31 protein-coding genes are annotated in these 22,248 nt (G+C 65.5%); 25 read left to right on the top strand and 6 right to left on the bottom strand.

The genetic code is table 11. The features are described from left to right. Positions 1–2 precede the first annotated feature (2 nt). The 9 genes from JI739_RS19230 to JI739_RS19190 are packed head-to-tail and all read left to right on the top strand — an operon-like array spanning position 3 to position 5,970. A complete protein-coding gene (locus JI739_RS19230) occupies positions 3–518 on the top strand; it encodes a DUF6511 domain-containing protein (RefSeq protein ID WP_201685566.1) in 516 nt (171 codons plus the stop codon). Further along, complete coding sequence (locus JI739_RS24580; protein ID WP_201685565.1) at positions 515–1,036, top strand: HNH endonuclease signature motif containing protein; 522 nt, start codon at positions 515–517, stop codon at positions 1,034–1,036. Before JI739_RS19230 ends, JI739_RS24580 begins: the two co-directional genes overlap by 4 nt. Continuing rightward, a complete protein-coding gene (locus JI739_RS19220; RefSeq protein ID WP_201685564.1) occupies positions 1,029–1,787 on the top strand; it encodes a hypothetical protein in 759 nt (252 codons plus the stop codon). The genes JI739_RS24580 and JI739_RS19220 overlap by 8 nt, the downstream gene beginning before the upstream one ends. Continuing rightward, positions 1,784–2,032, top strand: coding sequence for a DNA-binding protein (locus JI739_RS19215; RefSeq protein WP_201685563.1), 249 nt, complete (start codon positions 1,784–1,786; stop codon positions 2,030–2,032). Before JI739_RS19220 ends, JI739_RS19215 begins: the two co-directional genes overlap by 4 nt. After that, entirely contained in the window at positions 2,025–4,340 is a 2,316-nt protein-coding gene (locus JI739_RS19210; protein ID WP_201685562.1) for a phage/plasmid primase, P4 family, read from the top strand. Before JI739_RS19215 ends, JI739_RS19210 begins: the two co-directional genes overlap by 8 nt. A gap of 41 nt (positions 4,341–4,381) precedes the next feature. Beyond that, complete coding sequence (locus JI739_RS19205) at positions 4,382–4,849, top strand: crossover junction endodeoxyribonuclease RuvC (RefSeq protein WP_201685561.1); 468 nt, start codon at positions 4,382–4,384, stop codon at positions 4,847–4,849. After that, complete coding sequence (locus JI739_RS19200; RefSeq protein ID WP_201685560.1) at positions 4,846–5,052, top strand: hypothetical protein; 207 nt, start codon at positions 4,846–4,848, stop codon at positions 5,050–5,052. The genes JI739_RS19205 and JI739_RS19200 overlap by 4 nt, the downstream gene beginning before the upstream one ends. Then, complete coding sequence (locus JI739_RS19195; RefSeq protein ID WP_201685559.1) at positions 5,045–5,437, top strand: DUF6362 family protein; 393 nt, start codon at positions 5,045–5,047, stop codon at positions 5,435–5,437. Before JI739_RS19200 ends, JI739_RS19195 begins: the two co-directional genes overlap by 8 nt. A gap of 59 nt (positions 5,438–5,496) precedes the next feature. Next, complete coding sequence (locus JI739_RS19190) at positions 5,497–5,970, top strand: hypothetical protein (protein WP_201685558.1); 474 nt, start codon at positions 5,497–5,499, stop codon at positions 5,968–5,970. Between the two features lie 28 nt (positions 5,971–5,998). Here JI739_RS19190 and JI739_RS19185 read toward each other — a convergent pair whose 3' ends face one another. Both JI739_RS19185 and JI739_RS19180 read right to left on the bottom strand, forming a co-directional pair. Beyond that, positions 5,999–6,376 (bottom strand): DUF4160 domain-containing protein, encoded by a 378-nt coding sequence (locus tag JI739_RS19185; RefSeq protein WP_201685557.1) that lies wholly within the window; start codon positions 6,374–6,376, stop codon positions 5,999–6,001. 116 nt (positions 6,377–6,492) lie between these two features. After that, complete coding sequence (locus JI739_RS19180) at positions 6,493–7,026, bottom strand: hypothetical protein (protein WP_201685556.1); 534 nt, start codon at positions 7,024–7,026, stop codon at positions 6,493–6,495. Between the two features lie 787 nt (positions 7,027–7,813). Here JI739_RS19180 and JI739_RS19175 point away from each other — a divergent pair. Beyond that, a complete protein-coding gene (locus JI739_RS19175; protein ID WP_201685722.1) occupies positions 7,814–7,984 on the top strand; it encodes a ParB N-terminal domain-containing protein in 171 nt (56 codons plus the stop codon). Further along, positions 7,981–9,252 (top strand): site-specific DNA-methyltransferase, encoded by a 1,272-nt coding sequence (locus JI739_RS19170; protein ID WP_201685555.1) that lies wholly within the window; start codon positions 7,981–7,983, stop codon positions 9,250–9,252. The genes JI739_RS19175 and JI739_RS19170 overlap by 4 nt, the downstream gene beginning before the upstream one ends. On the opposite strand, the gene JI739_RS19165 is transcribed toward JI739_RS19170, so the two are convergent. The 3 genes from JI739_RS19165 to JI739_RS19155 all read right to left on the bottom strand — a co-directional run bounded on the left by JI739_RS19165 (position 9,216) and on the right by JI739_RS19155 (position 10,573). Continuing rightward, positions 9,216–9,584: a hypothetical protein gene (locus tag JI739_RS19165; RefSeq protein WP_201685554.1), complete on the bottom strand. Its 369-nt coding sequence runs from the start codon at positions 9,582–9,584 to the stop codon at positions 9,216–9,218. The genes JI739_RS19170 and JI739_RS19165 overlap by 37 nt on opposite strands. Before the next feature lie 100 nt (positions 9,585–9,684). After that, the gene (locus JI739_RS19160) at positions 9,685–10,212 is read right to left on the bottom strand and encodes a DUF3489 domain-containing protein (protein WP_201685553.1); all 528 of its coding nucleotides are present in this window, start codon (positions 10,210–10,212) and stop codon (positions 9,685–9,687) included. Positions 10,213–10,306: 94 nt separating this feature from the next. After that, a complete protein-coding gene (locus JI739_RS19155; RefSeq protein ID WP_201685552.1) occupies positions 10,307–10,573 on the bottom strand; it encodes a hypothetical protein in 267 nt (88 codons plus the stop codon). Between the two features lie 143 nt (positions 10,574–10,716). Between JI739_RS19155 and JI739_RS19150 the strand changes: the two genes are divergently transcribed. From JI739_RS19150 to JI739_RS19085, 14 genes are read left to right on the top strand one after another with little or no spacing between them, the layout of a single operon-like run. Next, a complete protein-coding gene (locus JI739_RS19150) occupies positions 10,717–11,241 on the top strand; it encodes an elements of external origin (RefSeq protein WP_201685551.1) in 525 nt (174 codons plus the stop codon). Further along, a complete protein-coding gene (locus JI739_RS19145; protein ID WP_201685550.1) occupies positions 11,241–14,327 on the top strand; it encodes a terminase gpA endonuclease subunit in 3,087 nt (1,028 codons plus the stop codon). Before JI739_RS19150 ends, JI739_RS19145 begins: the two co-directional genes overlap by 1 nt. A gap of 16 nt (positions 14,328–14,343) precedes the next feature. Beyond that, complete coding sequence (locus tag JI739_RS19140) at positions 14,344–14,550, top strand: phage head-tail joining protein (protein WP_201685549.1); 207 nt, start codon at positions 14,344–14,346, stop codon at positions 14,548–14,550. Next, positions 14,550–16,046, top strand: coding sequence for a phage portal protein (locus JI739_RS19135; RefSeq protein ID WP_201685548.1), 1,497 nt, complete (start codon positions 14,550–14,552; stop codon positions 16,044–16,046). Before JI739_RS19140 ends, JI739_RS19135 begins: the two co-directional genes overlap by 1 nt. A gap of 8 nt (positions 16,047–16,054) precedes the next feature. Then, positions 16,055–17,338 (top strand): S49 family peptidase, encoded by a 1,284-nt coding sequence (locus tag JI739_RS19130; protein WP_201685547.1) that lies wholly within the window; start codon positions 16,055–16,057, stop codon positions 17,336–17,338. 12 nt (positions 17,339–17,350) lie between these two features. Then, complete coding sequence (locus JI739_RS19125; RefSeq protein WP_201685546.1) at positions 17,351–17,728, top strand: head decoration protein; 378 nt, start codon at positions 17,351–17,353, stop codon at positions 17,726–17,728. Between the two features lie 28 nt (positions 17,729–17,756). Beyond that, complete coding sequence (locus JI739_RS19120) at positions 17,757–18,767, top strand: major capsid protein (protein WP_201685545.1); 1,011 nt, start codon at positions 17,757–17,759, stop codon at positions 18,765–18,767. Between the two features lie 3 nt (positions 18,768–18,770). Next, positions 18,771–19,073 carry a head-tail joining protein gene (locus JI739_RS19115; protein ID WP_201685544.1) on the top strand — a complete coding sequence of 101 codons (303 nt, stop codon included), beginning with the start codon at positions 18,771–18,773 and terminating at the stop codon, positions 19,071–19,073. A gap of 3 nt (positions 19,074–19,076) precedes the next feature. After that, positions 19,077–19,523, top strand: coding sequence for a hypothetical protein (locus JI739_RS19110; RefSeq protein ID WP_201685543.1), 447 nt, complete (start codon positions 19,077–19,079; stop codon positions 19,521–19,523). After that, positions 19,520–19,720 carry a DUF7210 family protein gene (locus JI739_RS19105; protein ID WP_201685542.1) on the top strand — a complete coding sequence of 67 codons (201 nt, stop codon included), beginning with the start codon at positions 19,520–19,522 and terminating at the stop codon, positions 19,718–19,720. Before JI739_RS19110 ends, JI739_RS19105 begins: the two co-directional genes overlap by 4 nt. Next, the gene (locus tag JI739_RS19100) at positions 19,717–20,490 is read left to right on the top strand and encodes a phage tail tube protein (RefSeq protein ID WP_201685541.1); all 774 of its coding nucleotides are present in this window, start codon (positions 19,717–19,719) and stop codon (positions 20,488–20,490) included. The genes JI739_RS19105 and JI739_RS19100 overlap by 4 nt, the downstream gene beginning before the upstream one ends. 13 nt (positions 20,491–20,503) lie before the next feature. Further along, positions 20,504–20,908, top strand: coding sequence for a DUF6631 family protein (locus JI739_RS19095; protein WP_201685540.1), 405 nt, complete (start codon positions 20,504–20,506; stop codon positions 20,906–20,908). A gap of 26 nt (positions 20,909–20,934) precedes the next feature. Then, the gene (locus JI739_RS19090) at positions 20,935–21,105 is read left to right on the top strand and encodes a hypothetical protein (RefSeq protein ID WP_354003760.1); all 171 of its coding nucleotides are present in this window, start codon (positions 20,935–20,937) and stop codon (positions 21,103–21,105) included. Further along, a complete protein-coding gene (locus JI739_RS19085; protein WP_201685539.1) occupies positions 21,102–21,746 on the top strand; it encodes a DUF6441 family protein in 645 nt (214 codons plus the stop codon). The genes JI739_RS19090 and JI739_RS19085 overlap by 4 nt, the downstream gene beginning before the upstream one ends. A 55-nt stretch (positions 21,747–21,801) precedes the next feature. Here the strand turns inward: JI739_RS19085 and JI739_RS19080 are convergent, their stop codons facing one another. Then, complete coding sequence (locus JI739_RS19080) at positions 21,802–22,227, bottom strand: hypothetical protein (protein WP_201685538.1); 426 nt, start codon at positions 22,225–22,227, stop codon at positions 21,802–21,804. Positions 22,228–22,248 lie beyond the last annotated feature (21 nt).

The raw sequence follows: 22,248 nt of genomic DNA, 5'->3' as shown, positions 1-22,248 counted from the left end.
CCATGAAATGCTGGGTCTGCTCCAGGCAAGCCCGCGGATTCGTGCACACCGAGATCCGACACCCGGTGGGCGATCCGCGTCGCTACCCGGTGGACTGGGTGTTCTGCTCGCAGCGTTGCCAGGCCGCGTTCCACCAGTGCTACGGCTCCTGGGCTCGCGCCTTGGAGCGCGACGTGCCGCCGGAGGCTGCCGTGGTTGACGCGACACCCCTGGAACGCGACGCCATGCGCCGGTGCCTGAAGTTCTTCGGCGAGGCGGCGGCCGCCATTGGCTTCGACAAGCCCCTTGGGGCGTATTCGGAGGCCGAGGCGCTGTCCGTCATCGACGCCATTGTCACCGGCTACGTCGACGAAATGGCGACGCAGCATGAGCGCAGCAAGTACCCGCCGGTGCGCATGCCCGGCCACGCCACGGTCCACGACCCGATTCGCCGTCCGGCCGCCGAAGCAGCGCCGCCGCTGCAGGAGAACCCGTTCGCCGACATGGAGGACGACCTGCCCTGGGAGACCACGCCGTGATCGCCACCGAAACCGAAATCCAACGCAGGAAGAAGCGGTCTCTCGCTGAGCGGTTCTGGACGCGAGTCGACACCAGTGCAGGCGAGGAAGGCTGCTGGTTGTGGCTCGGCTCAACGCTTCGCGGTCGGTATGGCCAGATCAGGCGCGACCCCGAGGGCCGCGAGCTGCGCGGGAAGAAGGCCACGACGCATCGAGTCGCGTGGGAACTCACCCGCGGGCCCATCCCAGCGGGCATGCACGTGTGCCACCTCTGTGACAACCCGCGCTGTGTCAATTCGAAGCACCTCTGGCTTGGAACCCACGCCGAAAACTTGGCGGACATGAAAGCCAAAGGACGTGCGGCCCGAGGCGATAGCAGCGGCACGGCGCGGCTGAAACCAGCCCAGGTTCAGGCCATCCGAAAACTGCTCGCCGCTGGGCGGTGTCACCTCACCGACCTAGCGCAGCTGACCAACGTGAGCGTCGGCACGATCGAAAACATCAAGTACCGAAAGAGCTGGAGGCACCTCGATGCTTGACTTCAATTCGCATTCCACCTTTCACGAACGGGTGACGTACCACATCGACCAGGCGCTCGCCGTGGAGCGCGATGGACAGCCACGCCGGCAGTACCTCGGAGCGTCACGTCTGGGCGTCTCCTGCGAGCGCGCCTTGCAGTACGAATATGCCGGAGCTCCGAGGGATGCCGGGCGCGATTTCACCGGACGCACGCTGCGTGTGTTCGAAGTGGGCCATGAACTGGAAGATCTCGCAGTGCGGTGGCTGCGCATGGCGGGCTTCGACCTGCACACCCGCAGGGCCAACGGCGGACAGTTCGGTTTTGCAGTCGCGGATGGTCGCATCCGAGGCCATGTCGATGGCATCGTGGCCAACGGACCGGAGGATCTGGGTCTTCGCTACCCGATGCTCTTCGAGTGCAAGACCATGTCCGACAAGCACTGGAGGGCGTGTGCCAAATCCGGAGTCACGGTCAGCAAGCCTGTTTATGCCGCACAGGTCGCCACCTACCAGGCCTACATGGAGGCTGCCGTCGAGGGGATCAGCCGCAATCCCGCGCTGTTCTGCGCGATCAACAAGAACACGCAAGAACTGTGGTTTGAGCTGATCCCCTTCGACCCTGCGCTCGCCCAGCGCATGTCGGACCGTGCCGCGCGCGTGATCTCCGCCACTGAGGCTGGCGAGCTGCTGCCGCGCTCGTTCTCCGAATCCACTCACTTCGAATGCAAGGTCTGCGCATGGGCAGACCGCTGCTGGAGTCTCCAAGCATGAAAGCCAAATCACTCCCGCCGGCGATCGCCGGTGAGCCCTTCGTCGACGCCCGCGAAGCGGCCTACACGATGAATCTGCCGATGTACTTCCTCACGCACGCCCAGCAGCGCGATCGGCTCGCGATCCCTTTCTATCGCCTCGGGCGCGCGGTGCGCTTCAAGCTGTCGGAGCTTGCTGACTGGCAGCGCGTGCAGGGTGGCCTGCCGTCGCCAGCTGCTGCTGGGAGCGAGGTGCTCGATGCATGAGCCGAGCCAGCACCATCCGCTGGACTTCAACGACTGCGAGGCGCCCATCGAGGTCGACCGCAGCGCCGAGCGTGACGGGATCCGAGCGGCCTTGCTGGCGCGGCTCGAGGCGGTGCTCTTCGATCTCTTCCCCGCAGGCAAGGTGCGGAGCGGCAAGTTCTACATCGGCGACGTGCTGGGCAGCCCCGGCGACAGCCTGGAGATCGTCCTCACCGGCGACAAGGCGGGTCTGTGGACCGACCGCGCAAGCGGGGCCGGCGGTGATGTGTTCGCCATCCTGGCAGACCACCACAGCATCGACGCGCGCAGCGACTTCCCGCGCGTGTTGGAGATCGCTGCCGATCTCGTGGGCCGGATCGCCTCCACTCCGCGCCGTCCTCCGCGGCGCGCGAAGGAGGAAGCCGCGATCGACGACCTCGGCAAGGCCACTGCCAAGTGGGACTACCTGGACGCGAGCGGGAAACTGATCGCCGTCGTCTACCGCTACGACCCGCCCGGGCGGCGCAAGGAGTTCCGGCCCTGGGACGCCAAGCGGCGCAAGACCGCGCCACCGGATCCGCGGCCGCTGTACAACCAGCCGGGGCTCGCCCAGGCCCACCAGGTGGTACTGGTGGAAGGGGAGAAGTGCGCGCAGGCCTTGATCGATCTGGGCGTCTGCGCCACCACCGCGATGCACGGCGCAAACGCGCCGATCGACAAGACCGACTGGTCGCCCCTGGCCGGGAAGACCGTGCTGATCTGGCCGGACCGCGACAAACCGGGCTGGGACTACGCGGCGCAAGCGGCGCAAGCCATCCTGTCGGCGGGTGCGAAGACCTGCCACATCCTCTACCCACCCGAGGAAGCGGCCGAGGGCTGGGACGCGGCCGATGCGGTAACCGAAGGCTTTGACGTCTCTGCCTTCCTCACCCATGGGCCGCGCCTGCAGATGCACGACATCGCCGATGGTGCCGAGCCGGTGGCCAGCAGTGACGAATCCGTCTGGGGGACGGAGGACGCCCTGGCGCTGGCCTTCACCCGGCGCTATCAGCGCGACTGGCGTTACGTTGCGGCGTGGGGCCGCTGGCTGGTGTGGGACGGTCATCGCTGGCGCACCGAGGACACGCTGGCCGCCACCGACCTGATCCGAAGCGTCTGCCGCCACGCCGCCGTTCAGGCCGAGAACCCCAAGATCGCTGCCAAGCTGGCCAGCTCCGGCACGGTCGGCGGTGTGGAGCGGCTGGCGCGCGCGGATCGCAGGCACGCGGCGACCACCGCGGAATGGGATGCCGATCCGTGGCTGCTCAACACGCCCGGTGGCGTGGTGGATCTCAAGAACGGGCGGCAGCGCCAGCACGACCGCGCCGACCGCATGACCAAGATCACCACGGCCACGCCGCGTGACGACTGCCCGATCTGGAGGCAATTCCTGGTCGAGGTCACGGGCGGCGACACCGCGCTGCAGGATTACCTCCAACGCATGGCCGGCTACGCGCTGACCGGCTCGACCCGGGAGCATGCGCTGTTCTTTCTGTATGGCACGGGCGCGAACGGAAAGTCGGTGTTCGTCAACACGCTGGCCACGATCCTGGGCGACTACGCCACCAACGCGCCGATGGACACGTTCATGGAAACGCGCACGGATCGGCACCCGACCGACATGGCAGGTCTGCGCGGTGCGCGTTTTGTGGCGGCCATCGAGACCGAGCAGGGCCGGCGCTGGGCCGAGTCGAAGGTGAAGAACCTCACGGGCGGCGACAAGATCTCCGCGCGCTTCATGCGGCAGGACTTCTTCGAGTTCTTCCCGCAGTTCAAGCTGGTCGTGGCCGGAAACCACAAGCCGGCGATCCGCAACATCGACGAGGCGATGAAGCGGCGGCTGCACCTGATCCCCTTCACGATCACCGTGCCGCCGGAGCGCCGCGACAAGCATCTGCAGCAAAAACTCCTGGCCGAGCGCAACGGGATCCTGGCCTGGGCGGTGCAGGGCTGCCTCGAGTGGCAACGCCTGGGGCGGCTTGATCCACCGCAGCAGGTGGTCGAGGCGACTGAGGAGTACTTCGAAGCCGAGGATGCGCTCGGACGCTGGATCGATGAGCGCTGCCTGCGCGAGCCCAACGCCAAGGCACTGACGGCCGAACTCTTCACCGACTGGAAGCAATGGGCGGATTCGGCGGGTGAATTCATCGGATCGCAAAAGCGCTTCGCCGATCTGCTGCTGACGCGCGGCATCGAGAAGTGGCGCAACACCACGGGCCTGCGCGGCTTCCGTGGCCTTGGCCTCAAGCACCCACCCACTGCGGCCTACACCCCCTATGCGGACAACTGAGCGACGGGTCGACACACCGAATTGAACAAGGACTGACAACGATGACCACGACCATTCTTGCCCTGGACCTGGGCACCACCACCGGCTGGGCGATGCGCCCGCGCGATCAGCAGATCGCTCACGGCTTCGTGACGCTGCGACCGCAACGCTTCGAAGGCGGCGGGATGCGCTACCTGCGCTTCAAGCGCTGGCTGACCGAGCTCAAGGGCGTGGCCACCGACATCCACGCCGTGTACTTCGAGGAGGTGCGCCGGCATGTTGGCGTCGACGCCGCCCACGTCTACGGCGGTCTCATGGCCACGCTTACCAGCTGGTGCGAGCACCACGGCATCCCATACCAAGGCGTTCCGGTCGGCACGATCAAGAAGCACGCCGCCGGCAAAGGCAATGCGGGCAAGGAGGAGGTGATGACCGCCATGCGGGTCAAAGGCCATGCCGTGGCCGACGACAACGAGGCCGACGCCCTGGCGCTCCTGCACTGGGCCATCGCGAGCCAGGAGGTCGCATGAAGATCCCGCAGCCCCGCTACCAATCGCCCCTGGGCCGCATGCAGCCCACGCCGGTGGACCTCGACGCGGTCAAACACCGCGGCTGGCAGGACCAGAACATCCTGGTCATCTCAGAAAGCGACGAGCGCCTGGACTTCTTTGAACGCCAGTTGATCCGCCGCATCGGCGAGCGCCTGTACGGATCGGGAGGTCGCCATGGCTGATGCACGACGTGTCTGGACCGTCGACGGCGTCGCAGCCCGCTTCGAGGAGGCGGCCAGCACCGGACGGCGGCTGCCGCCGGTGCGGGTGCAGGGCTACTTCAACTCCTGGCCAGCTTTCGTGCGCAAGGAGTGGGAGGCGTTCGCGGCCAATGAGCGGGAGTACAAGCCCTTCCCACCGAGCCCAGTCGACATCGACCGCATGCTGGAGACGATGCGCTGGGTGCAGTGGCTCGAGGTCGAGCAGCGGCACCTGGTGTGGATGCGAGCGAAGCGGTACTGCTGGCGGGATATCTCCATTCGATTCGCCTGCGACCGCACGACGGCGTGGCGGCGGTGGAAGCTGGCGATGGAGACGGTCGCGGAGTGCCTCAACGCGCGGAGGTGAGTTGGCAGGAATCTCGGAACGATTGAGCGCCCTCCTATCATGCGCGATAGGAGGGCCAGATGCACTACTTTCATGTCTTCGTCCGCCAAGAAGGCGACGCCAACCTCCGGGTGCTCGCACGAGATTTGGAGGAGCAGGAGATCACCCGGCAGATAGTGAAGCCCTACCGTCGTGGCACGTCCATCGTGCACGGCAAAACAATCATCCCCATCGCATCCCTTCGAGAGCTGCGGATCTGCAAGACTGACGCGATCTTCGAACAGGCCTATAGCACTGCTCATGCTGCTCACTCCAAGGACATGGATGAACTCAACCAGGGTGGTGGAGTGTTCTTCGTGAGCGCGGGTCCCGGCTACGACGACATGGCCGAATCGTTCGAAAACGTCACTGATCGGTTTTTGCGGGGCAAGGAACCCGCAGATGCCGGACGGCCGTCACTGTTCGTCTCCGTCTCCGCCGTGGTTGGCGGCCGTCGTGCTGGCAGGGCTGGTGTTTTTTCTCGGGTTGAAGTGATACCGCGAAATTCCATCTAGCGCGCCGGGTTGGTGTCGACCCGGCAGGTTATGGATCGCCGGCGAGAGCCACGATCAGCTCCCGCGTCTCCCCTCCAAGCTGTGCAGCTCGCCACACATCCAGGAGTTGCGGTCTACGGGCGGCAATCCACTCTGTTACGGCGCGCTCGTACTTCCTATCCAGATTTCCCGCGAGAAGTTCTGTCGGGTCGATGGAGTACGACGCAACATGATTGCGGCCTCCGTAGTCAACGTGCACATGAGGCAGCGCGTGACCGGGCTCCTGGTACATCTTTACTTTGAGATCACCACGCTTTAGCACCAGGAACTCGGTCCAGCCGGGACGAGTTGGGCGCGATGGCCGAGACAGCAAGTCAATTGTGGCGAGCTGCCGCTGCAACTCGACCACCTCTTGATCAAGGTTCATGGCGCAAAAGCTAAATAGCGTGAAGTTGGTGGCTGACTGGAAAATCGGAACCCGCCGAAGATGCGGCGCCCGCGCGTCCCCCGTCTTCGGTTATCTCTCATCCTCTTGTCTCTGCTTTAGCCCCTGATCGTGATCTCCACGGCCTCGGGTGAGACGCCGAACGTGGCGGCGAGCGCCTTCTTCGCTTCGGCGATGGTCAGGTTTGCCCCTAGGAGAGCAGCGTCCAGAGCCTTCGTAGGTGAGGAAGAGGGTGCCTCCGCCTTCGGCATCTCTTCCCACTTCAGGGTAGACGGGTCGATACCCAGCTCCACCAGTGACGTGTAGCGCACCGGGTTTCGTCCGTGATCCCAAAGGTTCGGCATGTCGATCCGCGCGAACTGGCTGATCGCGACCAGCCAACGATCCTCGCTCCCAGGCTCCTGCGAAGGCCGGATGCCTGAAGCCTTGCCGACCAGAAAGCCGGCGCCGTGGGCTTCCGTTGCGTCGGAGAACTCGTGGTTGGGGTTGTGGCGATTCTGGGTGCAGACCAGCCACTGGCAGTTCTTCGCCCGAGCCGCATTGAGTACCCATGATTGGGAGCCTCCCTCGCGCACGATGCGCTCCGGGCTGCGGGCGGTGAAAACGACGATCGCATCCTCTGATGGGGTCATGGCGTATTCCTTGGCTGACGTAGATGCACGATACAGACTATGCAACTCGTTGTCAACACGTTCCTTAAAGTATAGGGGAAGTATCGGCAGCCGCTGGTGACGTGCAGCGCATCGGCCGCGGCGCCGGGACACTCACCCTGCTGCAGACGCGCGGTCCAATCCGGCTCGGCCTAGCCTTCTTGTCATCGTCCGCGGGTTCGGTTGCTTCGAAGCCGCCCACGCGCTCACATGACCGCCTGCACGCCCATACGCGCAACGTGAACGCATGCGGACTGACGGATTCGACGGACTACGTCGTAAGTCCCTTACGCGCGCGTGACGCGCGCACACCTCATGGGAGGTTTCGACATGACCCGTCGAATCCGTCAGTGCCCGTCGAAGGCGTAGCTGCGTACTCGCATCGCGTGATTCGGCGGATTTGTGCGAGATTGGTCGGTGCAGTTGCTGTCGCTGCGCGCGTGAGCGAGGATGACGGACTCCGAGGCGTGCAACAAATCGGGGTGTTCTGCCGTAATATTCCGGCACGGTCAGGACACCGGTGAGCGCAGCGGCGCCGGCCCCGAGGAAAAAGGGGTCCTTCCTCCGCATTTCGCAATGCGGGGGGGACGAGCGCAGCATTCGCCTAGCGTCCGATTGCAAATAGAGGTTTGCGGAGTTTGCGGGTTTGCAGGTTTGCACCCGGGTCCTTTCTAGCCCGCCAGCGATTGCATCGCTGGGCCGACGCCTCCCTCGCGGAGGCGTTTCTACATCCAGTTTTCGCGGTGCGAGGCAGGTTGCAGCCTGCCCCGTGCAGCGCCTTTTTCGAGGTCCAACCCTGAACCCGCTGAACGTCGAGTACCGCCAGGTCGGCGCGCTGATTCCGTACGCCCGAAATCCGCGGGCGCACACCCAGGAGCAGGTGGCCAGGATCGCCGGCCTTGAGTCGCAGCGACTGGTGATCCCGGAGCCGGCGCAATGACCGCGTCCTGGCTCGCCGACAAGATCGAGCGGTGGCCGACGGCAAAACTGCTGCCGTACGCAAGGAATGCGCGAACACACTCAGCTGACCAAGTGGCGCAGATCGCCGCATCGATTGCCGAGTTCGGATTCACCAACCCGATCCTGGCCGCCAGCGATGGCGTGATCGTGGCCGGCCACGGTCGACTCGCTGCTGCCCAAAAGCTCGGGATGGAGAAAGTGCCCGTGGTGGTGCTGGATCACCTGAGCCCTACACAGCGGCGCGCTCTAGTGATCGCCGACAACCGCATCGCCGAGAACGCGGGCTGGGATGATGCGATGCTGCGCATCGAGCTCGCCGCACTGGACGACGACGACTTCGACATTGCGCTGACCGGGTTTGACGCCGACGCGCTCGCCGAACTGATGGCGGGCGATGAACCCGATGCCGCGGGCCAGACCGAAGACGACGCCGTGCCTGAGGTCGCTGAGACTCCGGTGTCGCGTGCCGGCGACCTCTGGCTGCTGGGTGGCCATCGGCTGCTGTGTGGCGACGCCACCGTGGCGACAAGCTACGAGCGGCTGTTGGCCGGCGAGCAGGTGGACATGGTGTTCACTGATCCGCCTTATAACGTGAACTACGCCAACAGCGCCAAGGACAAGATGCGCGGCAAGGATCGCGCGATCCTGAACGACAACCTTGGCGACGGTTTCTACGACTTCTTGCTGGCAGCGTTGACTCCGACCATCGCATCCTGTCGCGGCGGGATCTACGTGGCGATGTCCTCCAGCGAGTTGGATGTGCTGCAGGCAGCGTTCCGCACGGCCGGCGGCAAGTGGTCAACCTTCATCATCTGGGCCAAGAACACCTTCACCTTGGGGCGCTCGGACTATCAGCGCCAGTACGAGCCGATCCTGTACGGTTGGCGGGAGGGGGCGACGCGGCACTGGTGCGGCGATCGAGACCAGAGCGATGTCTGGCAGATTAAGAAGCCGCACAAGAACGACTTGCACCCAACGATGAAGCCGGTGGAACTGGTGGAGCGCGCCATCCGTAATTCCAGCCTCTCTGGCAATCTGGTGCTCGATCCATTCGGCGGTTCCGGCACCACGTTGATCGCCGCGGAGAAATCAGGGCGAGCGGCGCGGCTGATCGAACTCGATCCCAAGTATGTGGACGTAATCGTGCGCCGCTGGCAGGACTGGACCGGCAAACAGGCTATCCGCGAGTCGGACGGCATCATCTTCGACGCTCAGCCGGCGAGTGATTCGTCCGCGATTTCGCAGTGAATTACAAAGCCCGTCAGGTAGGGCAGGCCGCGCGGGATGCCATAGTCCTTGCTGGTCCGGCCTCCGATCGTCCAGACCATCCACCGCTTCGTTGCGGCGTCGATCGCGTCGGAGAGGCCGCGGCCGGCGTGCATTTGATTCAGCACGTCGTCCGCGAAGTGGCGACCGTGGCGGCTGTCCAGGAAGATCCGGACCGATTCGAGCGACTGGCCGGTGGCCTGCGAGACGACGGTCATCGCGAGCGGCCACGCCGCGCCGGCCGCCTCGTTCATCGCGCCCCAAAAGCCCCAGCTCTCGTTTTGGGTGGCGGGGACTTGCTTGGTGGTGTTCATCTCGGGCTCCCTGGGGGTTGATCGTTGCGACACCCGTAGTAACACGCTGTTCGATGGAGAAGCCAAGCGGGTATTGGCTTCTTTCTCGATCATTCTTGGCTCAGGCGATCCGGTAGACCCGCTCTTCGCCTTTGGCCTTGTCCGACAGAATGGTGAGGCCCAGCTTCTTCTTGAAGGCACCGGCAAAGGTGCCGCGCACCGTGTGCGCTTGCCATCCGGTAAGTTGGACGATTTGGGCAATCGTTGCGCCCTCGGGCCTTTTGAGCATTTCGATGATGCTGGCCTGCTTGCTGTTCGCGCGGGTGCGTGGCTTGGTGAGCGCAGGATCGGACGCTTTGTCTTTCGCCCACTCGGCTTCGGCTTGGGCGACAGCGGCTTCCAACTTGGGGTCTGCCGGCAGAGGCGCAGGCGCGGGTCGCGAGCGCCCCATGACGTCGTAGCCCTGGGCGGAGACCAGCCAGTCCGCGCCGGACGGGGTGATCAGGGCGCGGTTGACCAGGCCTTCGAGGACCTTCTTGCGGGCACCACCTTTTATGTTGGCGGGAAACCAATCGATTTTGCCCTCGGTGTGTTCGAGGGCGTAGGCCAGGATCGCGTGCTGTACCGGAGTCAGTTGCGTGGTGGTCATCTGCTGTCCTTTCGGGGTGGTTGATCGGGTGATGTGATGAAGGCGCTGCTCGGCGATGAAGCCAAGCGCTTTCTGCTTGGCTTCGCGCGGCGATTCAGCGCTTGCGCAGACTGGCGATGCCGGCCTGCGCGAGATCCAGGGCGGCGGCGTGGAAGGCGGCTTCAGCCAGCCAGGGCGCGGCGCGCGCGTCGTCCAGCAATTGCCCCATCACAGCGCGGCTTTTGGCGCGCATCGCGGCGCAGGCTGCTTCGAGCTCGTAGCGGTTGGCGGCGGCGACTTCCTGGCGGCAGCTGCGCACCAGCACCGTGAGCGCGGCCTCAGCGAGCTTGTTGGCGAGGGTGTCGGGGCATGTGGCGTTCATCGTTGGTCCTTGTCGGTGATTGCGTGACGTGATGAACGCTCTGTTCCCGAAGGAAGCCAAGCGCTTTCTGCTTGATTCCTGCATCCGGCGCCAGATGTCGCACCAAACCCTCCCGGGTACCGAACAAATGATTGAAAAGACCGATGGGAATCTCGATCCGCGCCTACGCACGTCACCGCGGGGTCACCGACACCGCCGTGCACAAGGCGATTCGCGCGGGTCGGATCACGCCCGAGGCGGACGGCTCCATCGACCCGGACCGGGCCGACCTCGAATGGGCACGTAACACCGACACACCGCGGGCGGGCACCCGTAAGCAGGCGGTCAAGGTCGCGGTGCTTGAGGCTGGCGCAGACGCGCCGGCGCCGCCCAGTGGCGGCACTTCGCTGCTGCAGGCCCGCACGGTCAACGAAGTCGTCAAGGCCCAAACCAACAAGGTGCGGCTGGCGCGCCTGAAGGGGGAGCTGGTCGACCGGCCGCAGGCGATCGCCCATGTTTTCAAGCTGGCGCGCACCGAGCGCGATGCCTGGTTGAACTGGCCAGCGCGGATCTCTGCGCAGCTGGCCGCCACGCTCGGCTGCGACGCGCACGCCATGCATGTGGCCTTGGAGACCGCCGTGCGGGAGCACCTGCAGGAATTGGGCGAACTGCGCCCGCGAGTGGATTGATGTCGCAGGCGAACACCATCGAAAACTACGAAGGCGCCGCCGAGATCGAGCGCGCTTGGCGCGAAGGGCTGACGCCGGACCCGCTGCTCACAGTCTCCGAGTGGTCGGACCGGCATCGCATGCTTTCCAGCAAGGCGTCCGCGGAGCCGGGCCGCTGGCGCACCAGTAGGACGCCCTACCTGAAGGCGATCATGGACTGCCTGTCGCCGACCTCACCGGTCGAGCGGGTGGTGTTCATGAAAGCGGCGCAGCTCGGCGCGCCGCTGGCGCTGTCGACGCCGATACCGACGCCTCAGGGCTGGACGACCATGGGCGAGGTTGCGACGGGCGACTACGTCTTCGACCCAGATGGTTGGCCGGTTCAGGTGCTCGGCGCGTCGGAGGTCCTGTACGACCGCGCCTGCTACGAGCTTGAGTTCGAAGATGGCGAACGCGTGGTGGCGGATGCGCAGCACCGCTGGCCGGTTCGTGAGTTCAGTCATGCCGGCCTGAAGGAGCGTGTGGTCACGACGGCTGAAATGCTGGGCCGGGAGCGCTTTGACAACGGCAAGCGCTGGCGCTACTCGATCGATGTCACGGCGCCCGTCGAACTGCCGGATCGGGACTTGCCGATCCATCCCTATCTGCTGGGGCTGTGGCTGGGAGATGGGTCAGCGTGGATGAACCATCTGAGCGTTCATGAAGATGACGCTGATATCGTGCAGCATCTGGCCGACTGCGGGGTGCATGCGCTGTTTCGCCTTCCCACGTGGCGCAAGGGCCGGTGTGCCAACGTCGTCATCGATCCGACGTTCCGGGTGATGGACGACGGTGGCGTCGCAGCGGCGGGTTGCGGCTCGTCGTGGTTCACCACCATGCTCCGGAAGCTGGACCTGCTTTGCAATAAGCACGTTCCGGCGGCATACATGCGGGCGGGGCGCGCACAGCGTCTGGACCTGGTGCGCGGGTTGATGGACAGTGACGGCAGCGTCACCCCGAACGGGTCGCGCTGCGAATTTGGAAACAGCGACAAACGGCTGGTGGATGCGATGGTCGAGTTGCTGCGCGGCCTCGGCTACAAGCCGGTGGTGTACCAGAGCCCGCCCAAGCGCACGCGCATCAATGGCAGGAACTCAACCAGCGGTGAGGCGTGGCGGGTTTCCTGGACTGCGTACCGAGAAGAGCCCATGTTCCGGCTCGAGCGCAAGGTCGATCGCATGACCTCGGTCGCCCACGGGCGGCCGTGGAAAAGCCGCAGACGCGCCATCGTCGCGATTCGTCCGGTCGAATCGGTGCCGGTGCGCTGCATCGCGGTGGATTCGCCCAAGCATTTGTTTCTGTGTGGCAAGGGATGGATCCCGACCCACAACACTGAAATGGGATCGAACTGGATCGGGTATGTGATCCACCACGCACCCGGCCCGATGATGGCTGTCTGGCCCACGGTCGACATGGCCAAGCGCAACTCCAAGCAGCGGATTGACCCGCTGATCGAGGAGTCCGCGGCCTTGACCGAGCTGATCGCCCCGGCGCGCTCGCGTGACTCGGGCAACACCATCCTGGCCAAGGAGTTCCGCGGCGGGGTGCTGGTCATGACCGGCGCCAACAGCGCGGTCGGTCTGCGCTCGATGCCGGTGCGTTACCTGTTCCTGGACGAGGTCGACGGTTACCCGCTGGACGTGGAAGGCGAAGGCGATGCGATCTCGCTGGCCGAGGCGCGCACGCGCACCTTTGCGCGCCGAAAGATTTTCATTGTCTCGACGCCAACGATCTCGGGGGCGAGCGCCATTGAGCGAGAGTACGAGGCCTCGGACCAGCGACGCTACTTCGTACCCTGTCCGCACTGCGACCACCGGCAGTGGCTGCGCTTTGAGCAGCTGCGCTGGGACAAGGGGGCGCCCGATACCGCGGCCTACGTCTGTGAATCCTGCGAGGTGCCGATTGCCGAGCACCACAAGACCCGGATGTTGGAGCAGGGCGAGTGGCGGGCCATGGCGCCAGATTCAGCCGGAAAAGGCACGACGAGGACGGCGGGTTTTCACCTATCGTCCCTGTACAGCCCGGTTGGCTGGCGCAGCTGGCGTGACACGGCCGCGGCCTGGGAAAGCGCAGTGAACAAGGAGTCCGGATCCGCGGCTGCGATCAAGACCTTCAAGAACACCGAATTGGGTGAAACCTGGGTCGAGGAGGGCGAAGCGCCGGATTGGCAGCGGCTGGTCGAGCGTCGCGAGGACTACCGGATCGGCTCCGTTCCCAGCGGCGGCCTGCTCCTGGTGGGCGGCGCCGACGTGCAGAAGGATCGCCTCGAAGCCTCGATCTGGGCTTTTGGTCGCGGCAAGGAATCTTGGCTGGTGGAACACCGTGTGCTGATGGGCGACACGGCGCGCGACGCAGTCTGGAAGCGGCTGGCCGAGATGCTCGCCGAGACCTGGACCCACGAGTCCGGAGCGGCGCTGCCACTGGCCCGTTTCGCCCTGGACACTGGCTTCGCCACCCAGGAGGCTTACAGCTTCGTGCGTGCCTGCCGCGATTCGCGTGTGATGCCGATCAAGGGTGCAGCGCGTGGCGCGGCCCTGATCGGCACTCCCACTGCCGTGGATGTCACGCAAGGCGGCAAGAAGCTGCGCCGGGGCATCAAAGTGTTCTCGGTCGCAGTCGGCATCGCCAAGCTGGAGTTCTACAACAACCTGCGCAAGGCAGCCGACGTCGCCGAGGACGGCGTCACGACCACGTATCCGGCCGGGTTCGTTCACCTGCCCAGGATCGATGCGGAGTACATCCAGCAGCTGTGCGCCGAGCAGCTGATCACCCGCCGTGACCGCAACGGCTTTGCCATCCGCGAGTGGCAAAAGATGCGCGAGCGCAATGAGGCGCTGGACTGCTACGTCTACGCCCGCGCCGCCGCTTCGGCCGCCGGCCTGGATCGCTTTGAGGAGCGCCACTGGCGCGAGCTGGAACGACAACTCGGCATCGATCGACAGCCACAGACCCCGCCACCGATTCAGGCTGGCGACCCCCACAAGGCCACCGACTCCGGTGGCCTTGCTGCTTCTGGGGCCCGCACATCCGGACGGCGCGTGATCAAGAGCCGCTGGCTTACCCGATGAAAGAACAGGACAAGAAATGCCTTACACCACCGCGCAGCTCGATGCGCTCAAGCGCGCGCTGGCCACTGGAGAGCGGCGCGTGAGCTTTGGCGACAAGACCGTGGAGTACCGCTCCGTCGACGAGCTGCAGTCTGCCATCCGCACCGTGGAAGCCGAACTCGCCCGCCAGACGGGGGCGATGCCGAAGCGCCAGATCCGGCTGACGACCTCAAAGGGGTTCTGATGTCCTGGACCTCCAAACTGCGCAGCCTGTTCGGGCAGCCTCCGGTCCATGAGGCGGCTGGCCGCGGTCGCCGCTCGCTCGCATGGACGCCCGACAATCCCGGCGCAGTGGCCGCGCTGCTGGCGACCAATACGGAGCTGCGCAGCAAAAGCCGGGACCTGGTGCGACGCAACGCGTGGGCCCAGGCCGGCATCGAAGCCTTCGTCGCCAACGCGGTGGGCACCGGCATCAAACCGCAAAGCCTGTCCAGCGACGAGCGCTTCAAGACTGAGGTCCAGGCGCTGTGGCGCGACTGGACGGAAGAAGCCGATGCAGCTGGTCAGACCGACTTCTATGGCCTGCAGGCACTCGCCTGCCGGGCGATGCTCGAGGGCGGTGAGTGCCTGATCCGGTTGCGGCCGCGCCGCCCGGAAGATGGCCTGGTGGTCCCATTGCAGTTGCAGGTGCTGGAGCCCGAGCACCTGCCGATGTACCTGAACACCGACCTGGAGTCCGGCACCGTGGTGCGCTCGGGCATCGAATTCGATGCACTCGGCCGGCGCGTCGCCTACCACCTGTACCGTTCGCATCCCGACGATGGTCGCTTGGCGCCGATGTCCGGCCAGGGTGGTTTGGAGACGGTGCGGGTCGACGCCCGGGAGGTCATTCACCTCTACCGGGTCCTGCGCCCGGGGCAGATCCGCGGCGAGCCCTGGCTGTCCCGTGCACTGGTCAAGCTCAACGAGCTGGACCAATACGACGACGCCGAACTTGTGCGCAAGAAGACCGCCGCGATGTTTGCCGGCTTCGTCACCCGCCAGAACCCGGAGGACAACCTGATGGGCGAGGGCGTGGCCGACGCCAGCGGCGCAGCGCTGGCGGGGCTGGAGCCCGGGACCATGCAGATCCTGGAACCCGGCGAGGACATCAAGTTCTCCGACCCGGCCGACGTGGGCGGCTCCTACGCCGAATTCCTGCGCACGCAGTTCCGTGCCGTAGCCGCAGCGCTGGGCATCACCTACGAGCAACTCACGGGCGATCTGACGGGCGTGAACTACTCGTCGATCCGCGCCGGCCTCTTGGAGTTCCGGCGGCGCTGTGAAGTGATCCAGCACTCGGTACTGGTCCATCAGCTGTGCCGGCCGGTGTGGGCAGCCTGGATGAAGCAGGCGGTGCTGGCCGGCGCGATCGAGGCGCCCGGGTTTTCGCGTGGCAGTGCCGCGCGCCGCCGGCAATACCTCCAGGTGAAGTGGATACCCCAGGGGTGGCAGTGGGTCGACCCTCAAAAGGAGTTCAAAGCCATGCTAACGGCGATCCGTGCCGGCGTGATGAGCCGCTCGGAAGCGATTTCCGCTAACGGCTACGACGCCGAGGACGTGGACCGCGAGATCGCCGCTGACAACGCCCGCGCCGATGCGTTGGGCCTGATTTTTGACTCCGATCCGCGGCGCACCTCCAGATCCGGCGACAGCTCCGAACCAACTGCAAATCCCGGCGAGCTCGATTCGGCCGCCTGAAAGAGACCATGACCCTGTTGCCGCACGTAGCGGCGCGCCTGTTTGGTGCGCCGCTTCTGATTCATCGCCCGAAACTCGATGTCATTCTGTCCGTGCTGGGGCCGCGGGTGGGCGTCACAGATTTGGCGGCGCCTAGCGCTTTCGCGCCACCGCAGCGGCCTTCCGCCAGCACCGCGAGTGCCAACGACAAGATCGCTGTCATCCCGATCCACGGGACGCTGGTGCGCCGGACCGTCGGCCTGGAAGCCGAATCGGGGCTGGCCAGCTATGCCGCGATCGCGAGCCAGCTTGACGCGGCGCTGGCCAACCCCAATGCTTCCGCGATCCTGCTGGACATCGACAGCCCGGGCGGCGAGTCGGGCGGCGTGTTCGATCTGGCCGATCGCATCCGATCCGCCGCTGGCCAGAAGCCGGTCTGGGCCGTGGCCAACGACATGGCGTTCTCGGCGGCCTACGCGCTGGCGTCCGGCGCCTCGCGCATGTTCGTCTCGCGCACCGGCGGCGTCGGCTCCATCGGCGTGATCGCGATGCACGTCGACCAGTCGTCGAAGGATGCGCAGGACGGGGTCCGCTACACGGCCGTCTTTGCCGGCGATCGCAAGAACGACCTGAACCCGCACCAGCCGATCACGGGGGAAGCCCAGGCCTTCTTGCAGGCCGAGGTGGACCGGGTCTATGGCCTCTTCGTTGAGACCGTGGCCAAGCACCGCCGCCTGCGCGCCGATGCTGTGGTCGCGACCCAGGCCGGCCTCTACTTCGCCCAGGACGCTGTGTCCGCGGGTCTGGCCGACGCCGTGGGCAGCTTTGATGACGCGCTGGCGCAGCTGCACGCATCCATTTCCTCGCGCCCGATCCTGCTTGCCAGTGGCTCGGGCACTTCACTCAAGCTCCAGAAGGACCATCCCATGAATGCTCACGCCGAGGCCGGCGCGCCGGCGCCGCTTGTTGCGGACGCAGCCGCCGGTCAGATCCAACCGCCGCCGGCCACTGCCAGCGCACCCACCATCGCTTCGGCAGAAACCTTCAGCGTCGCGGATGCTGTCGAAATCGCCCAGACCTGTGCACTCGCTGGCCGCTCCGATCTGGTCACAGGCTTCCTGGAAGCCAAGGTGCCGCCGGCGAAAGTGCGCAGTCACTTGCTCGCGGCCCAAGCCGACAGCTCGCCGGAAATCGTGAGCCGCATCGATCCGAACGCGCCGGCCAAGTCTGCTCTGGCCGCGGCCAACCCTGCCTCCCCCAATAACCCCCTGATCCAGGCCGTGAAGAGCCGCCTGGGCGCCTCCAACACCTAAGCGGAGTCTGTCATGCCCGTCATCAACGAAGCCCTGAACCTGGGCGACCTCCTCAAGTACGAGGCGCCCAACCTGTATTCGCGCGACCAGGCGACCATCGCTGGCGGCCAGACGCTGCCATTGGGCGCCGTGCTCGGCATGGTCACCGCCACCGGCAAGATCAAGCAGATCGACCCGTCCGCCACCGACGGCAGCCAATACGCGGTCGGCGTGCTGATGCAGCCGGCCGACGCCTCTCTGGCCGACCGCAGCGACGGTCTGATGATCGCGCGCCACGCGATCGTCGCCGACCACGCTCTGAGCTGGCCCGCTGGCATCGCGCAGGCCGAGCGGCTATCAGCCATCGCGCAGCTCAAGTCATTGGGCATCCTGGTGCGCGTCGGCGCCTGACCCAGCGATCACCCGAGGAGATATCCCCATGCCGTTTAACAACCCATTCGACAATGCCGCCTTCGGGATGGCCTCCCTCACGGCGGCCATCAATCTGCTGCCCAACCGGTATGGGCGACTCGAGGCCTTGAACCTGTTTCCAGCCCGCCCGGTGCGAACTCGCTCGGTGGTGATCGAGGAGCGCAACGGCACTCTGAACTTGCTGCCCACCCTCCCCGTGGGAAGTCCCTCCACGGTCAACGCCCGAGACAAGCGCAAGCTGCACTCGTTCGTGGTTCCTCATGTGCCGCTGGAAGACGTTGTTTTGCCCGAGGAGGTGCAGGGCGTGCGGTCCTTCGGCTCGGAAAGCGAAATGGAAAGCATTGCCAGCGTGATGGCCATGCACCTGGAGTCGATGCGCAACAAGCACTCGATCACGCTGGAGCACCTGCGCATGGGCGCCTTGAAGGGCGTGATTCTGGATGCTGATGGATCGGTGCTGCACAACCTGTACTCGGTCTTCAACATCACGCCGGGGGTGGTGAACTTCCAGCTGAATACCGAGAGCACGAACGTGCGCAACAAGTGCACCGAGGTGACGGCCCATATCGAAGAAAACCTGCGCGGCGAGTTCATGACGGGCGTGCGGTGCCTGTGCTCGCCCGACTTTTTCGCCAAGCTCGTCGGGCACCCGAAGGTCGAAAAGGCCTACGAGAACTATGCGCAGGGCGCCATGCTTCGCGACGACGTGCGCACCGGCTTTGCCTTCGGCGGCATCGTGTTCGAGGAGTACCGCGGCCAAGCTACCAATCTGAATGGCGACGTGCAGCGCTTCATCGCGCCGGGTGAGGCCCATGCCTTCCCGCTGGGAACCATTGACACCTTCGCCAGCTATTTCGCGCCGGCAGATTTCAATGAGACCGTCAATACGCTCGGCCAGCCGCTCTATGCGAAGCAGGCGCCACGCAAATTCGAGCGCGGAACGGATCTGCATACCCAGAGCAATCCGCTGCCGATGTGCCATCGCCCGGGTGTCCTGGTCAAGCTGACCGTGAGTTAAGGCATGGGCTTGCTGGACCAACTGTACGAAGCTGCAGCCAATGCGGGCTTTCTGAAGCAGTGCACCTGGCGACCGTCGACCGGCGCGCCGGCGCAGACCCATTTGGTGGGCTTCGACGCGCCTGACGGCACCGTTTTCGATGGCCTGACCACCAGCACAGACTACGTGATGTCCTACCCGGACACCGCCTTCACGGCACTGTCGGTACGCGAGAACGTGGAGATCGGCGGGATGACCTTCCAGGTGCGGGAGGTCCGGGCCATTGGCGACGGCTCGGAAATGCGCGCCAAGCTCACCCGGCTGTAAGCCATGGCTCGCAACTCGATCCGCGAGCAGATCCTGCTGGCGGTGGTGGCGGCGCTGCGCCCGAGTGCTGCGAGCCTGGGCGCCACGCTGCACCGCTCGCCGACGGTGGCGATCAGCCGCGAGCAGTGCCCGGCGCTGGTGGTGTTCCCGGAGTTGGAAGCCATCACCGAGCGCGCCAACGGGCGGGTCACGCGCGAGCTGACGCTGCGCATCACCGCCCTGGCGCGCGCGGTCGCTCCCGCGGCACCAGAAACCGAAGCCGACCAGCTGCTGACGTCGGCACATGCGACGCTCATGGCCGACGTGAACCTCGGTGGCCTCGCGCTCGGGATCAAGGAAGTCGAATGCGAGTGGGACGTGGAGGACGCCGACGCGGTCGCAGCGGCGATTCCGGCGCGCTACTGCATCACGTACCGCACGCTCGCCACCGATCTCACCAGGGTGACATGAAAACGCAACTTCTGCTCACCGGGCCGCACACGCATGCGGGCCGCAAGCACCAGCCTGGCGAGCGCATCGAAGTCGATGGTGACCTTGCCCGATGGCTGCTGTCCATCGGCAGCGCCCGTGCGCTGCCAGCCGCCAGAACAGAGAGCCAGCCGCTTCGCGCTGCCCAATCCGCCCAAAGTAAGGAACCCAACCCATGAGCACCTATGCCAGTTTCCAGGGCCGAGTCTTTCTCGGCAAACGCGACTCCGCCGGAGCGCCGATCGAGGTGCGCTCGCCCGGCAACGTCGCCGAGCTCAAGCTCGCCCTGAAGACCGACGTGCTGGAGCACTATGAGAGCCAGACTGGCCAGCGCACGCTGGATCACCGGATGGTCAAGCAGAAGTCCGCTACCGTGAACCTCACGCTGGAGGAGTTCACCAAGGAGAACCTCGCGCTCGCCCTGTACGGCAACCACGTCACCGCCGTTCCCGGCACCGTGACCGACGAGCCGACTGGCGGCGCCACGCCCGTGGTCGGCGACCGCTACTTCTTCGCCCATCCCAAGGTCTCGAGCCTGGTGGTCAAGGACAGCAGCGCCACCCCTGCCACCCTGGTGGCGGGCGTCGACTACACCGCGGACCTGGATTTTGGCGCGGTGCAGTTCCTGCGCCTGAACGACGGCGGCTCGCCCGCGGTGCCCTACGTGCTGCCCTTCAAGGCGAGCTACGGCTACGGCGCCGCAACGGAGATCGGCATCTTCACGCAGCCGCTGCCGGAGCGCTACCTGCGCCTGGAAGGCCTGAACACCGCGCAGGGCAACGCCAAGGTGCTGGTGGAGCTGTACCGGGTGGCCTTCGATCCGCTCAAGGAAATCTCCTTCATCTCCGACGAATACAACAAGTTCGAGATGGAAGGATCGCTGCTGGCCGATTCCAGCAAACCCTTCGACGCGGTGCTGGGCCAGTTCGGCCGCATCGTCCAGCTGTGAGGCGGGGTGAGGCATGAGTGATCTGGAAACCCTCGTCCCCCAAGGCGTCGAATTGACGATCAGCGGCGAAGCCTTGTCCATCAAACCCCTGAAGGTGGGCCAGATGCCCGCCTTCTTGCGCGCCCTCTCGCCGGCGATGGCGCACCTGAGGCGCGGAGAAATCGACTGGCTGCTGCTCTTCGGCGACCACGGCGAGGATTTGTTGACCGCGGTCGGGATCGCGGTGGGCAAGCCGCGCGCCTGGGTCGACGAACTTGCCGCCGACGAGGCCATCCTGCTGGCGGCCAAGGTGATCGAGGTGAATGCGGATTTTTTTACCCGGACGGTGTTCCCGAAGCTGGACGGCCTGTTCGCGCAGGCCAAGCAGCTCGCGCCGACACCAGGGGCGGCCTCTGGTTTGACGCCGTCCAACGCCTGATCGACCACGGTCACCGCCTGCCCGACGTGCTCGGCTACACGCTTGGGCAGTTCCGCGGCTTCCTGGCGGCCTGCGAGCGTTCTGACGCTGCGCGCGACGCGCGTCTGCTGTCCTTGCTTGCGATCGGCACCCGCGGCGAGGCCCGCAACCTGGACCAGGCGCTCGATCGGCTCGCCGACCGCGCCCAATCACGATGAAGATCTCCATCCGCATCGACAGCGTCGCGGCGCAGGCGCATTTGCGCCGCTGGGGCGGTGAGTTCCGCGAGCAGGTCCGCAAGGCCGTGGCGCGCGCGATCGCGACTGAGGCCACGGACATCAAGCAGGAGGTTCGTGAGCACGTGGCGGGCAAGATGGCAGTCGCCAAGAAGTCCTTCCTGAAAGGCTTCACCGCCAAGGTGCTCGCCAAAGACACGAAGCGGCTGCCCGCGCTCTATGTGGGATCGCGCATCCCGTGGTCTGGCGTGCACGAAACCGGTGGCCAAATCGGCGGACGGATGCTGATCCCGCTGCATGGGCGGGTCGGCCGCAAGCGCTTCAAGGCGCAGGTTGCCGAGCTGATGCGCGGTGGCAATGCCTACTTTGTGAAGAACGCCAAGGGGAATATCGTGCTGATGGCCGAGAACATCCAGGAGCACGAGCGGCCACTGGCTGGATTCAAGAGGCGCTACCGCAAGGCCGAAGGCGTCAAACGCATCAAGCGTGGCGCCGACGTGCCGATCGCGGTGCTGGTGCCGCGGGTGGTAATGAAACGGAGGCTGGACGTCCGACGCTTGGTCGCAGGCCGAGTGCCGCGTCTGGCCGCACAAATTGAGAGCGGGCTGCGACGGCTAGCGTGACATCAGGCGCTGACGGGCCAGACCCTCGATCCGATCGACTTGAACTTGCTGACGCTCAGCGCGCCGCGCTCGTTGCGAGCTTTGGATCCCGGCGCGCGCAGGCGTTCTCCACCGCAGCGCGGGCCGCCTCGTACACCGCGGTGGGCTGTAGGTTTTCGTCCAGCAAGACGAGCAAAACGGCATCCCCCTCCTTGTCCAGGTCGATGCTGCCGATGCGTTGGCCGGGGTTCTTGGTGAGGACGCATCGACCCTTGACCTGAAGGCGGTGCGTCCCGCTGCTCGTCGTCCGAATGGCGTCGTAGCCGGCCTGGCGCACCGTAGCCAACTGAAGCCCGAGCAGGCGCGCGGCCTCGTACTCGGCAACTTCACCGGTGATGCCGAGCGGCCGGCCGGTCAGGTCCCGGTAGCGCATCGCCAGTTCGCGGGCCTGATTGATCACCTTGCCGATCTCCGCGAGTTCGATCGATTTCTGTTCAGCCATAGAACTACATTTTGGACGTTT

Origin of the sequence: Ramlibacter aurantiacus, from assembly GCF_016722895.1 — a bacterium.
Classification (GTDB): Bacteria; Pseudomonadota; Gammaproteobacteria; order Burkholderiales; family Burkholderiaceae_C; genus Ramlibacter; species Ramlibacter aurantiacus.
This window is presented reverse-complemented; position numbering and strand designations above follow the sequence as displayed.